General features: G+C 38.6%; 13 protein-coding genes. 5 read left to right on the forward strand and 8 right to left on the reverse strand.

Features of this window, described 5'->3' with window-relative positions; translation table 11 throughout:
- Nucleotides 1-30 precede the first annotated feature (30 nt).
- From NSQ41_RS17715 to NSQ41_RS17725, 3 genes are all read right to left on the reverse strand, one after another.
- Complete coding sequence (locus NSQ41_RS17715) at nt 31-831, reverse strand: SDR family oxidoreductase (RefSeq protein ID WP_063388884.1); 801 nt, start codon at nt 829-831, stop codon at nt 31-33.
- A 1,877-nt stretch (nt 832-2,708) separates the two neighbouring features.
- Nucleotides 2,709-4,112: an ATP-binding protein gene (locus tag NSQ41_RS17720; protein WP_082830363.1), complete on the reverse strand. Its 1,404-nt coding sequence runs from the start codon at nt 4,110-4,112 to the stop codon at nt 2,709-2,711.
- Nucleotides 4,109-4,792 (reverse strand): response regulator transcription factor, encoded by a 684-nt coding sequence (locus NSQ41_RS17725; protein ID WP_063388886.1) that lies wholly within the window; start codon nt 4,790-4,792, stop codon nt 4,109-4,111. Before NSQ41_RS17725 ends, NSQ41_RS17720 begins: the two co-directional genes overlap by 4 nt.
- A 334-nt stretch (nt 4,793-5,126) precedes the next feature.
- Between NSQ41_RS17725 and NSQ41_RS17730 the strand changes: the two genes are divergently transcribed.
- From NSQ41_RS17730 to NSQ41_RS17750, 5 genes are read left to right on the forward strand one after another with little or no spacing between them, the layout of a single operon-like run.
- Complete coding sequence (locus NSQ41_RS17730) at nt 5,127-6,407, forward strand: NosD domain-containing protein (protein WP_339210536.1); 1,281 nt, start codon at nt 5,127-5,129, stop codon at nt 6,405-6,407.
- The gene (locus NSQ41_RS17735; RefSeq protein ID WP_117017157.1) at nt 6,400-6,942 is read left to right on the forward strand and encodes a nitrous oxide reductase accessory protein NosL; all 543 of its coding nucleotides are present in this window, start codon (nt 6,400-6,402) and stop codon (nt 6,940-6,942) included. Before NSQ41_RS17730 ends, NSQ41_RS17735 begins: the two co-directional genes overlap by 8 nt.
- Before the next feature lie 43 nt (nt 6,943-6,985).
- The gene (locus tag NSQ41_RS17740) at nt 6,986-7,798 is read left to right on the forward strand and encodes an ABC transporter permease subunit (protein WP_117017183.1); all 813 of its coding nucleotides are present in this window, start codon (nt 6,986-6,988) and stop codon (nt 7,796-7,798) included.
- Nucleotides 7,795-8,496, forward strand: coding sequence for an ABC transporter ATP-binding protein (locus NSQ41_RS17745; RefSeq protein WP_117017156.1), 702 nt, complete (start codon nt 7,795-7,797; stop codon nt 8,494-8,496). The genes NSQ41_RS17740 and NSQ41_RS17745 overlap by 4 nt, the downstream gene beginning before the upstream one ends.
- Nucleotides 8,497-8,531: 35 nt before the next feature.
- The gene (locus NSQ41_RS17750; protein ID WP_339210538.1) at nt 8,532-9,953 is read left to right on the forward strand and encodes a PepSY domain-containing protein; all 1,422 of its coding nucleotides are present in this window, start codon (nt 8,532-8,534) and stop codon (nt 9,951-9,953) included.
- Between the two features lie 341 nt (nt 9,954-10,294).
- On the opposite strand, the gene NSQ41_RS17755 is transcribed toward NSQ41_RS17750, so the two are convergent.
- The 5 genes from NSQ41_RS17755 to NSQ41_RS17775 all read right to left on the reverse strand — a co-directional run bounded on the left by NSQ41_RS17755 (nt 10,295) and on the right by NSQ41_RS17775 (nt 13,631).
- Nucleotides 10,295-10,597 (reverse strand): hypothetical protein, encoded by a 303-nt coding sequence (locus tag NSQ41_RS17755; RefSeq protein WP_339197814.1) that lies wholly within the window; start codon nt 10,595-10,597, stop codon nt 10,295-10,297.
- A 120-nt stretch (nt 10,598-10,717) separates the two neighbouring features.
- A complete protein-coding gene (locus NSQ41_RS17760) occupies nt 10,718-11,050 on the reverse strand; it encodes a hypothetical protein (protein WP_339210539.1) in 333 nt (110 codons plus the stop codon).
- A gap of 117 nt (nt 11,051-11,167) precedes the next feature.
- Nucleotides 11,168-12,103 (reverse strand): Rpn family recombination-promoting nuclease/putative transposase, encoded by a 936-nt coding sequence (locus tag NSQ41_RS17765; RefSeq protein WP_339211654.1) that lies wholly within the window; start codon nt 12,101-12,103, stop codon nt 11,168-11,170.
- A gap of 870 nt (nt 12,104-12,973) precedes the next feature.
- Complete coding sequence (locus NSQ41_RS17770) at nt 12,974-13,297, reverse strand: hypothetical protein (protein ID WP_339210540.1); 324 nt, start codon at nt 13,295-13,297, stop codon at nt 12,974-12,976.
- 106 nt (nt 13,298-13,403) lie between these two features.
- The gene (locus tag NSQ41_RS17775) at nt 13,404-13,631 is read right to left on the reverse strand and encodes a hypothetical protein (RefSeq protein WP_339197823.1); all 228 of its coding nucleotides are present in this window, start codon (nt 13,629-13,631) and stop codon (nt 13,404-13,406) included.
- Nucleotides 13,632-13,686: the final 55 nt, after the last annotated feature.

Here is a 13,686-nt window from a genome sequence, read left to right on the forward strand (position 1 = left end):
ATAGGACCATTTTTTTAGGCTGCTGTGATCTTAACCGCGGGATTTGCCTCCAGAAATATTAACTGTCGTACCAGTAATATAACTTGCACGGTCTGAAGCCAAGTAAGAAACTAAATCGGCTATTTCTTTTAGTTTACCCGGACGCCCAAGAGGAATGGAATTGCTGTAATCCGTTGACAATTGATCAACTGTGACTCCTCGAGTATAGGCAAGCGCTTCATTATAAGCATCTGACGTCAAGCCTGTCGGTTCGTTGATGCCAGGCGCCACCGCAACAACCCGGATATTGTATTTGCCGAGTTCTTTTGCCCACGAACGAGTGAAAGCTATTAATGCTCCCTTTGTCGCGGCATAGCAGCTTTGTCCAGATGATCCTTCCTGTCCGGCTTCGGAAGCAATATTGATAATAACTCCTTTATTTTGCTTAATCATTTCTCTGGCAGACGCCTGTGCACAAAGGTAAGGACCTTTTTGATTGACAGCTACCATAAAGTCAAAATCTTTCTCATTCAACTCGTATTCAGGTTTTTCACCTTTGACATCGACTAACAGTCTTGGCAGGTTGACTCCGGCATTATTTACTAAAATATCGACTGAGCCGAATAATTTCACGGTTTCGGCCACCATTTTGTCAACGCTTTCTTTTTTTGTAACGTCACATTTTAGAAAATAAGAACCATTATCTTGCGGTCCTTCTTCTCCATTTAAATCGGCTACAACAACTTTTGCCCCATTTCGGATCAGTTCGTTTGTGATATGTAATCCGATCCCGGAAACGCCGCCTGTTACAATCGCCACCTTTCCTTCTAATTCAAGCCATGAGTCACTCATTACGATCTCCTCCTTTTGATCTAGTCTCTGCTCATTAGATGCTTTTAGTGTAAAATGTTTTAACCTTTTATTTAATACACAGTTTTTCACTTAAAATTGAAAAGTGGTGCATGAGCGGACAAAACGGTGGAAACAGATTGGAGCTGTAGAAATGAAAGAAAGTCTTACCTGCTTTCAAGGGTGGCTATAAGCCAAAAGACATATAAAAGTACGGAGTAACGAGAAAAAGACGTTCAACGTTCCAGAAGAAATACCGTAATGAACGCAAGCGCACGACGTAACGAAGCGATATTCGTTCATGAAAGCAAAATGGTGTAAACCGCACGCTTTCAGCAGCTGATAAATATATGAATGAATCGTACTGTTTTATTTTTATTGCATGAATTTTAGACTACAGGAAATCTATCATTTATTAACGAAAAAATAATCTTTCTTATCAAATGAAGGATTAGACTATAAATCCCTAATTTTTAGTCAAAAAACGATGCAAAACTTATCATTTCAAAGGCAATGGGTGTTGAACCACGATTGTATTCCTCCTTGTATTCACTAACGGGAAGCAGTCTTCATGTTTTCATTTTTACACTATCAAATGTGTGGACTGAATTTGCAAGATTTAATGCTTTTGAATTACTCTAAATTGCTGATTTTTATTTACATAATATTATAAAAAAGTTTATTCTGGCATCATACGTAAGGGAATAAGACAAGCTTAATTACTTGTGAGCGGCAAAATAGACTTATAGGAATATTAAGTGAGGTCATCATTTATATACCTACTAATTGCCCAATTAGGAATTAGACTAGTTTTAAATGAATATAGATTCAGGAGTGAAAAGATTGCGTAACATTATTTTATTATTCATTATGTTTTTTTGGTTGGCTGCAATAATGTAAATGAATTAAAGAAAGATGAGAAAACTGCAAGTTACGGAAATTTTGAGCTGAAATTAAAAGTCCCCAAAGTGGTTAAAAACAAACAAGAATTTGATATCATTACAGCTTTTAAAAATAACGGAGCTGAAACAACTTTATTTCATAGTAAACCAATAATAGAATCATTCATTATAAAGGATAAGTGAGGTGAAGTAATTTATTCAAAAGATTAAACCTCAAACAGAGTTTTATATAAAGACGAAATCAAGCCTAATCAAAAATTTGAGGAGAAATTTCATATAGCTATAGATAAAACGGGAACATATTATGTAGCAGTCAACACTTCCAAATTATCTGAAAGCGAGGATGTTGAAGGTAAAAGATTTTCCATTAAGAACATAAAAATAAATGTTGAACAATAACATATAAGCAATCTTACAAATTAAACCCGGCTTTTATTATGATCCCTCTTGTGTAGACAGTTAGGAAAAAGTTTAACCTTGTTTTCTGCAAGAAAAAAATACAGAGGGTTGCAGTATATCTTTATCAAAATTTTGAATAAATGTATATGTGATCTATCCATCAAGGGCTTGACGTGGATCCTCTGTAGCCATGATTCTTTAGTCAAGCGCCAGCTTCAACAGTTTTGGCAAAACCAAAAAAAGTTATCATGGCTCCTCCTCCATGTAAAGCCCCATTGCATATCACTGCATAAGGATTTTGCAATTCTCTGCACTTTTATTTTGCAAAAAACACCTAACCTGTCTCACAAAGGGATTTTTCACGGAAATAAAAGAATAAATATACTGATGAGTTTCAATGATGGTTGTTTAGGAATCTTAAACAGGAACGACGTTTAGATAAAAAAGTTCTTGAAATATTCGTCAGTAGGTTAAAAAATGCGAAACCTCAAAAAAAGATTGATCAAAAGCATTTGCAGACCAGAGGAAACTTTTATCGTACTGCCTGAAGGCCACATTTCGTATAGCCTTTTTAAACATCTACTCTACTATCGGAAATGACAAAATAACCGATGTTCCTTGCCCTTCTTCACTTTCAATTTTCATCGTCCCGTTATGTAAAGCAACAATTTGTTTGACGATGGAAAGCCCGAGGCCTGTTCCCCCTGTTTCTCTTGAACGCGATTTATCTGTCCGGTAAAAACGTTCCCCTATACGATCCAACTCTTTTTTCGGTATGCCTATTCCATTATCCCGAACGATAACAACAGCCCGCTTCTCTTTCTGATACAATGCAATGTTGATCATCCCGTTTTCGAAGGAATACTTAATGGCATTGTCAATCACATTACAAAAAACTTGATGCAGCCGGTTCATATCTCCCATAATGATGATTTCATCATCTAAATCTGTTTTGATGGATATATTCCTTTTCTTCAGCGCAGGCGCAAACAGTTCTAATGAATCAAGAATCAATTGGGAAAAGGCGATCGGCTCTGCTTCAAGAGTCATATCTTTGTTTTCCAGCTCATTTAATTGTAATAAGTCGTTTATGAGCTTCTGCATTCGCGTTGTTTCTTTATTGATGAGCAGAAGATGATTTTTCGCCTCTTCTTTTGATGAATAAGCTTCATCCAGCAAGATTTGCGTGTATCCTCCAATATATGTGAGAGGGGTTCTTAATTCATGAGCCACGTTGGATAAAAATTCTTTCTTGCGCTCGTCTTGTTTTTCAAGAGATTCCGTCATTTTGTTGAAGGCGCTCGCCAATTCTCCTATATCATCTGACGTTTGGATAGGAACTCTTTTAGAAAAATTTCCGCGGCTGATCTCTTTTGCAATCGTTTGAATTGTTCGCAGCGAACGAAAGATCGAATGAATTGAGTACGTGATAACAAAATAGATCAATACGAAAAAGATTAAACCGAACAAGATTAAAATCGGAATGCCTTTACTAAAAACCTCTGGTATTTCGGCTAAAGGAATATAAATATATATAAAACCTATTAAGTTCTGTTCGTGGGTTAGCGGGAATATTGCTCCGACAATCTTTCGATCCAATTCATGAACATAGCCCTCTTTAACTACGTATTGCCCGGATGAGAGCTTTTTCTCATCTTCTTGGCTGATCAGATGTTTGTAATCAATTTGATACGGAAAATGTTGATGAAGCTCATCTAATTGATCAACAGCTATTACTTCATAAGGTGAAATGAGATTATACCATTCAATTTTTTCTTTAATATCTTCACTTAGCGAGCCGTAATGAAAGTGAGCAGCTGTCTGCTTTCCCTCAAAAATAAGCCGCTCTTTCACACTGCGAATGTAAAGCTCTTTATATAGGAAGTGAATGAACAGAAAAGAAAACAAGATGGAAAAAATGATGCTGACGAAAAAGAGCAGCAATACTTTCTGACTAACTGAAAAATGTTTTATTTTTTTCAAGACGGCACCTCAAACTTGTAACCGATTCCCCAAACGGTTTGAATAAGATGGCTGTGCTCCTTTAATTTTAGACGAATCGTTTTAATATGAGTATCAACGGTTCGTTCACTTCCTGCATAATCGGAATCCCATATTTGGTCAAGCAATTGACCTCGTGTAAATACTTTTCCTTTATTTTTGGCTAAAAGGAATAATAGATCAAATTCTTTTTGAGTGAGCGCAAGCCTGCGACCTTCAACAGTGGCAATCCGGCCTTGAAGATCAAATTGCAACGGTCCAATAGCTGCTATTTTTACATCGCTAGCAATTCGATGTGTTCTGCGAAAAATCACTTCCATACGCGCCAAAAGCTCTGAAGGATGAAAAGGTTTTACTATATAGTCATCTCCCCCAATCTTTAAACCTTTCACCTTATCTTCCTCATTCCCTTTTGCCGTTAAAAAAATGACTGGAGAATCAATTTGAAGATATTGCCGCATTTCCTCGACTAAAGTAAAACCATCAATGTAAGGCATCATGACATCAACGATCAGCATATCCGGGTTTTCCTTTTTTAATCTTTCAAGTGCTTCAAACCCGTCTTTTGCTTCCAAACATATATATCCTTCTCTTGTCAAATACGTTCTAATCAGCTTTCGCATCTTTTCTTCATCATCAACGATCAACACCTTTAAAGACATCAGCCACTTGACACCTTCTCTCAACTTATTAAATGAATTTTCTAATTTATTAATTATAACCAGAAATTATGAAATTTGTTTGAAGTTTTTCATAAATTTGTCCTAGTAAGCTCCGAGCGATAGAAAGGCAAGCAAATGTTTCACATGACTGTCCATCATGTTTAGACCTCCTGCGATTGGATTTGACAAATTGCCAATTTTAAAAGCAAAGGCCAGTAAATGAATGTAAGAAAGGAAACAAATGTAAAAAAATATCCAAATAGGCTTCATAGTTTTCACACAATTATACGCTAACCTTCAATTAGAACAATGACACTGAAAAAAGGATTCCGTCATGAAAAAATTATGGTATTTAATCGTTTTTTTGATGCTTTTTTGGACACATCCATCCAGCAGCATCCATGCCGAAAGCACATTGCAATATCTGATTGATCAAGCTCCAGAGCACTCAATCGTGAGAATACCGAGAGGCGTTTATCATGAATCAATTGTGCTCTCAAAACCTGTTACGTTACAAGGAAATGGACAAGTAACCATTCAATCCTGCCGTAAAGAACCCGTCATCTCCATCAAAGGTCAACGCGTTTCAGTAAAAAACGTAACGGTCATTCAATGCAGCCAAGAGAAAAACGCTGCCGCTATACAAGTATCAGGAAATCATCACCGAATTGAACACGTTCATATTCGTACAAAGGGGATCGGGATAAAGCTTGAACACGCCTATCACACCGTCATCACACAAAGCTCGATAAAAGGTGAAAAACAACATAACGGGATTGATTTATGGAAGTCAGAACAAAATGTCATTGAAAAAGTCAGAATCGAAAAAGTGAGAGATGGGATTTATATGGAGCAAAGCGATTATACAACGGCCGTCCAAAACCTCATCCAGCAATCAAATTACGGCATACACATTATGTATTCTGACCACATAACAATTCAAAAAAACATTTCCAAAAATAACGTGGCAGGAGCGATGGTCATGGAAACAAAGGGTGGAAAAATCGAAAAAAATGAATTCATTTTTAACAACCGCAATGTTCATGCTCAGGGGATTCTTTTATTTGATGCGACAGAGACAAAGGTGGTCCGCAATAATATTTCTTATAATCGAGTTGGTATTTTTGCCGAAAGCGCCTCCAATAACCTTATTTTATCCAATGAAATGCGTGGGAATTTTATTGGCATTCAATTCAAAGAGGCGAACGGAAACATCGTTTCAAACAATACGTTTATTAGCAATGTAAATGAAGCTCAAGCTTTGAGCAGCTCGGACAATGAAGTGAAAAGGAATTATTGGGACGCCTCTCTAAAGCTTGATGCCGATGGATCCGGTTATAGCGACATACCTTATAAAACGAATCCGTTCTTTTTAAGTTTGACGAAGGATATTCCAGAATACCAGCTGTTTTTCCATTCACCAGGCATGGTTGTATTGCAAAAATTATGGAAAAGTCCAGACAATGAAGCGATGACGGATGACTCGCCGCTTATGACAGCTAAAATACAAGATGAATCAAAGTCATCTTCTGGAGTGATCATTGTTTTCAGTCTTCTCTTGTTTTTAGGAAGCATTACTTTATGGAGGATAGGGAGGAAAAAAGAGGATGCGTAAAATGTATTTCATTTTCATGTTATGCGCTCTACTGATTATCACTGCTGCGTGCGGAAAAAAGGAAGTGTCGCCAAGAGCCATTGATGAAAAAAACGATAAATGCGCTCAATGTAACATGGCTGTAATGGATAATCAGTTTGCAACACAGCTTATTTTAAAAAATGGCAAAACATTCATTTTTGATGATATCGGATGTATGTATAAATGGAAAAGCGAAAATAAAAATGAAAACATCGAAGCGGAATTCGTCAGAGATTATCATTCGAAAGAATGGGTTGAATCTGATAAAGCAACCTACGTGTATGATCAATCGATACGGACGCCAATGGCCTACAACGTCATTTCTTTCCAAGATAAAAAAGATGCTGAAGCCTTCATATCAAAAAATAGCGGAAAAATATTAAACTTCGATCAATTGCAAGATCATAAATGGAAAATGAATAAAGAAATGATGGAAAAGAATATGCAGGATGGTCATACGGATATGAATGGCGACAGCCACATGGATGAGGGCAATGATCATTCACATGAATGAAGGGCAAATTTATAAGTGCCCTTTTTTTACAGTGGGAGGAATTATGCGGAACATATGGAAAGCCGAATGGCGTTTGACAATCAGGCAGCGTTCTTCTTACACGTTTGTGTTTCTATGGATTTTCGTTTTATCATTACTATTTTTGTTAGAGCGGAATAACCCTGCTCTCACAGGCTATACAAACATGACAGGCACAATCGCCAACATTGTGCTGTACATCGTACCACTGTTTATGCTGGTGGCTGGATCGTTTTCCATCGCGAATGAAATGGAAAATGGCCAGTGGAGTCTTTTATGCACGTATCCGTTGCCGACTATTGCCTATTGGGTTGGGAAGCTTTGCGGGCAATTGACCGCACAATCTGCCATCTTCAGCTTAAGCTTCAGTTTGAGCCTTTTGGTCGGCACTTTATTGGGAAGTTCATCATCTTTGAAATGGGTGCTCATTTTATATATTTTTTCTATCTCGCTAATATGGTTTTTTCTCGTCATCGGCTTGACCATTGGCTCGTTTTCAGAAACGAGATGGCAAGCTCTCATACTTTCGGTCGGCGTGTGGTTCTTTCTTATCATGATATGGCCGACTGCAGTCATTTCCGTTTTGAGCTTTGTCCCTTATCCGATGATAGCTCCGCTTTTAAAGGCATCTTTATTCTGTAATCCGGCGGAATTGCTCCGTATAGTATTTGTTGTTCAGCTTGACGGCGGAGCTGTTTTTGGACAATCATACGACGAGCTCATCTCTTTTATGCAAACAAAAGCATTATGGGTGCTGTTCGTCGGTTATATGTTCATCTTTTCAAGCATCATGCTTGCATTTTCCGTCTGGAAGCTTGAAAGGAAGAAAAGACAATGACAACATTACAAGTCTCCGACGTTTCAAAAAAATATAAAACAAAAGTTGTGCTTTCTTCCATGTCACTGGAAGCAAAAAAAGGGGAATGCATCGTATTATGCGGCGGAAACGGAGCCGGAAAAAGCACGCTTCTTCGCATTTTGGCGGGTATTTCAAATCCGTCCTCCGGGGACATTGTTTTAAACAATATCAGTCTAATTAAAAACAGAAAAAACTATATCGAGCAGATCGGCTACATGCCTGATGATTTTCATGCTCAGCAATTCATGACGCTTCAAGAATTTTTATCATTTTATGCCAAACTGCGGAAAAAAGATCAATCATCTGTACAAGACATTTTAAAAAAAATAGGTTTGGAAGAATTTAAAAGAGAACTAGTGAAAAATGTATCAAAAGGAATGAGGCAAAGACTATTATTAGGACAAGCATTGTTAGGAAATCCAAAACTGCTCTTGTTAGATGAACCAACAAATGGTTTAGACCCATTTTGGATTGATCAGTTTGTCAATTTGATAAAAGAACAAAAGATGAAAGGCACAATCATCATTTTTTCCACTCATATGATGGATGTTGCCGCAGAAGCAGGCGATCAAATTCTGTTTATAAAGGAAGGCTCTATTATTGACCATATGAAAAATACGATCCACAAGGAAAAAACCGCATTGCAATTGTTGAGGTTATATCGACATGATCTATAAAAGTTTTGTCATTGCTTAAAAAAAGGGTGAAAAAAATGGAATTTGAAAGAATAGATGCAGTAGCAAAGGATTCAAAAGCATTCACTGATAAACAAACGAAAGCTTCTTTATATAAAACAGTATGGAGATGGCATTTTTACGCAGGGATTTTTTTCGCACCGCTGATTATTTTTTTGTCTATTACCGGAGGAATTTACCTGTTTAAACCGCAAATTGAAAATTACATGTACCATGATCTTTATTACGTCCAACAAGGACAGCATAAAATTTCATCTACAGAACAGATTCATGAAGTGAAAAAGAATTATCCACATGCAAAAATTACAGGTTTTACACCTTCCTTTGCGCCGGACAGGTCATCTGAGGTTGAAATAATGGTGAACGGGGAAAGTATATCTGTGTTTGTTAATCCATACAACGGCGACATTATTGGAAAGTTAAATGAGAATGCACGCTTCATGGCATGGGTGAAAGATTTGCATAACGGTGAATTATGGGGCGGCACCATTGGAAACTGGTTAGTAGAGCTCTCCGCTTGCTGGTTCATTATCCTAATTATTACTGGTGTTTACTTATGGTGGCCGCGAAATAGAAAATCTCTTTTTGGGACATTGATTCCGCGAATAAACCTGAGTAAAAGAAACCGCACGTTTTGGCGCGATATGCATGCCGTTACAGCAATCTGGCTTTCTCTTTTTATCGTCGTACAATTGTTTTCTGGACTCATGTGGTCCGGTGTTTGGGGAAGCATGGCACATCGTATCGTTGATCCCATTTCCGGAAACCCGGAAGGAGATCAACCATGGGAAAAATATGCATTTCCTAAATCAACAATTCCAACAAAAGAAATAGCAGATGTTCCTTGGGCAGCTGAAAACTTACCTGTTCCCGAATCAAGTCCCAAAGGAATGAAAACAATTTCTGTTGATAAAGTTATGCAAATTGCAGAAAAAAACAACGTCCAACCGGGATATGGAATTGCATTTCCTGATGGAGAAACCGGTGTATATACGATCTTTCTAGATCCTGCTGACGTCTATCCTAACCGCCCACTGCCTTGGGCACAACAAACGCTGCATATAGATCAATACAGCGGAAAAGTTTTAGCTAAATTTGCATGGAGTGACTATGGTGCATTGGGAAAATTAATTTCACTAGGCATTGCATTTCATCAAGGAGAATTTGGATTCATTAGCCAGCTTTTCATGCTTGCATTAACTATTGGCATTATAATGATTGTTGTAAGTGGCGTTATAATGTGGTGGAAGCGAAAACCGAAAGGCAAATTGGGTGCTCCGGCTTTGCCAGAAAACTTTAAAATGTTAAAGGGAGTAGCTGTCATTTTCATTGCTTTAGGCCTTTTCTTCCCATTAGTGGGCGCATCACTATTGATAGTGTGGGTTTGGGATTATTTCGTCATTAAAAGAATTCCCATTGCGAAACAGTGGATCGGGTAGAAAGCTAAATGGGAGTATCACACGAATAATGAATAAATTGTTATCAACCATTTACTGGCACCAGAGCCAATAAATCATTTCGCCTGTCAGCTCATCGATTGCATACGTCTGATTCCGTGAATCCCCGTCAAGGGAGGAAAGTTTTCAAGTTCGTGCGCGCTGGCAGGCGCCTTCAATGTTGGCACATGCTTTGCAGCAGCTACCCACTCTCCCATTTTACTGGAATAACAAGTATAACTCCTCTATCTCGTCCACAAAATTCAGGTAACTTCCTTTTTACAAAATTGACCTGAACAGCTGGCAATAGTTAATCATGTAATGAGAGTCTCGTTCCTTCCCGCTTAAAAGGAGTTGGAGGATAGTTTCTTTTTCAGTTCATCGAGCTCTTCTTCAGTTAATTTCGTAACCGACATAATAACTTCCTGTTCTAATCCGGAACGAAGCATTTCTATGGCTACCTGTCGAACTCCTTCTTCCCGGCCCTGCTTCAACCCTTCCTCCCATCCTGCCCGCCGTTCGCCTTGGAGGTTTGACAATTGATCCCGAAGCCATTTCAAACGCATTTCGTATTCATAACGGTTTACCGGGTTGACGCTTAAACTTTCCCATTCTTCCAGCGCTTCACGAATTTCCTGCTCATTCATCGCAAACACCTCCAGTTTCGATTTTTCACTTTTCGCCATCCACTGGAGACATGAAAAAAAAGAATTTAGTTCATACCTCTTTTCACATAAAATGAACTATTCTACTCATGGTCAAAAAAGTCATTCATCCAATAGTTTCTTCTTCAGCTCATCGAGCTCTTCTTCAGTTAATTTTGTAACCGACATAATAACTTCCTGTTCTAATCCGGAACGAAGCATTTCTATAGCTACCTGTCGAACTCCTTCTTCCCGGCCCTGCTTCAACCCTTTTTTCAATCCTTCTTCCATTCCCTTTTTCAGCCCTTCCTCCCATCCTGCTCGCCGTTCGCCTTGAAGGTTTGACAATTGGTCCCGCAGCCATTTCAAACGCATTTCATATTCATAACGGTTTACCGGGTTGACGCTTAAGCTTTCCCATTCTTCCAGCGCTTCACGAATTTCCTGCTCATTCATCGCAAACACCTCCAGTTTCGATTTTTCACTTTTCGCCATCCACTGGAGACATGAAAAAAATTTTAGTTCATACCTCTTTTCACATAAAATGAACTATTCTACTCATGGTCAAAAAAGTCATTCATCCAATAGTTTCTTCTTCAGTTCATCTAGCTCTTCTTCAGTTAATTTCGTAACTGACATAATAACTTCCTCTTCTAGCCCTAAACGAAGCATTTCTATGGCTACCTGTCGAACTCCTTCTTCCCGGCCCTGCTTCAACCCTTTTTTCAGCCCTTCCTCCCACCCTGCCCGCCGTTCGCCTTGAAGGTTTGACAATTGGTCCCGCAGCCATTTCAAACGCATTTCGTATTCATAACGGTTTACCGGGTTGACACTTAAGCTTTCCCATTCTTCCAGCGCTTCACGAATTTCCTGCTCATTCATCGCAAACACCTCCAGTTCACTGAGCATAAACTCATCGATTTTCCCCTTTTTGGCGTCTACTGCTGACAGCATCATCAGCCACGGATACTCTGGCAATCGTTTTATTTCTCTGTTATATTTCTTCCATTTTACCATAAACTGCTGTAAATCAATGACGTGAAATTCAAGGTGCGGACTCCAAAGAAAATGTTCTTCATCTTCTCGTATATGGAAAACCGTATGAAATCGCTCCGTTTCATGAGGAAAAAGCCGATAATTAAGGATGGTAATCATAAAGGTAGGGGGAAGCATGCTGTACGGCTGTCCTTTTGCTAATGACCGGGAGAAAACCCTCGCCCAGTAATACAAAATTCGTTCCGGTAAATCGTGCTGATTTACGATTTGAATTTCCACATTGATGCGCTCGCTTCGATCCGTCAGCACCAGTACATCAAGCCGGTTCATTTTTCCATCTTCTGTCTCTTTCGTCAGCTCTGTGCTTTCAAACTGAACATCGACAATGCGATCTGCTTCGCTCCGATGTAAAATCGCATTCAAAAAAGCAATGGTAAGCGACTTGCGGTTCGGGTTGCCGAACAGCTGCTTAAACATGAAATCTATCTTCAAATCGAGGTATTCTTTCATAATGGAGATCGTCCTTTCGAGGGAGAATAAAAATAAGAGGAAAACATAAGAGGGGGAAAGATTAAAAATCGTAACAGCTAGGGACAAGTATTAATATTCTTACCAAACAGAACATATGTTCTGTAAATAATATAAAACTACCTATAAGAAATGTCAACCTAAAATTTCAAACTTATTAATAGGAATTTAAATAATGAAGTTTTTTACTAGATTTTTGAACGTTTCCAGCCCGCTACAATTCAAAACAGCAGAGACAGGCATTTTTTTCAGTTTTACTGTAAACGCTCAAGTAATGCTGTTAAAGCCTCACTGCATCATATAACAATAATGAAGATAAAAGAGGAAAAACATTTAGATTTAGAAAAAAACAGAAATGACGGAAACCTTCATCGTTCCGCTTGATACAGGTGTCCAAAAGTAATGCACTTCAATAAAAAAGACCTTGCCAGCCTCCTGAAATGTCCACCTTAAACCATATAGCGTAGGTAGAAAAAAATGCTGGCAAAGTCCAAGATTCATCGTCTTAAAGTTTTCGAATCCCATAAACTGAATAGCCGATACTAAAATTGTTCTAATGAGATTGATTGTCTTAAAGTTTCGAGCCCCTCTCGATCAATCAAATTTCAAAATGGTAGGGATTTATAGAAATCAGTCAAAAAATAGGCAGATAAAAATCAGAAGGTATAGCAGCATGATGTTTCTGATTGCTTGCCGAAGCTCTAAAAAATGAATGTAAATCGTATCAGACTGTCTGTTATTTTATCGAGTCTGGAGGAAGGAAAATCAGAAGAAGGAAGCAACCCCGCGAATTCCTGCTTCATCGATCTCCAGCCCGCTATCAGCAAGATCGTGCTTTGTCCGCTATCGCTTGGCTTATATAAGATCAACAAGCTTTTCCTGCTTCATTCTGTAAATGATGAATATCGTACTGATCGCGATCAATACAAGAAAGGTGCCGATTGTAAGCATAAGCGGATGAAGAATCGCAAACAGTTCGCCAACAAGGTATTTTAAAGTACAATAGCTTAGCAGCACAACGATCGGGACAAGCGAGCCGATCAATGTGATGTAGTTTTGTGCGATCCGTGAGAAAAATACTGAAAAGAGCGCCGCAACAATGGCAACAATATAAGTAGCAATCACCGTTGTGATGATATAGCCTTCAAATGTAAAGTCAAACCAAAATTCGAATGCCACTTATATGGGACATTGATTGCCATTTTAGTCACGCAGACTCTTCTGTTCCAAGCCCGAAGGTATTGGCATCAACGGGAGGGAATCGAGATCAGTGAATGGAAAGCGCTTAATATCCTCCAATCGTATTGGCATCGGTTTCTTTTGCATCCCCAAGCGATGGAAACCGCCCTTCCATCTCTCCTGTCTCTGTTAAGGAAACACACGAGGAAAGACCGAAGGAAAGGAGAGGAAACGGTATCGGATCTTTTAAAGAAATTGGGGATATGGTAGTGTGGGTTATGGATATAAATGCCAAATAACCCTCTTCTTGAGGGTTATTTGGCATGCCCAGCATTTGGTTTTCTCTTCATCCTTTGATTGATTTTTCGAACATGCGTATCATCCTAAAA

Source organism: Aeribacillus sp. FSL K6-8210, from assembly GCF_037963925.1.
GTDB classification, from domain to species: domain Bacteria; phylum Bacillota; class Bacilli; order Bacillales; family Aeribacillaceae; genus Aeribacillus; species Aeribacillus composti.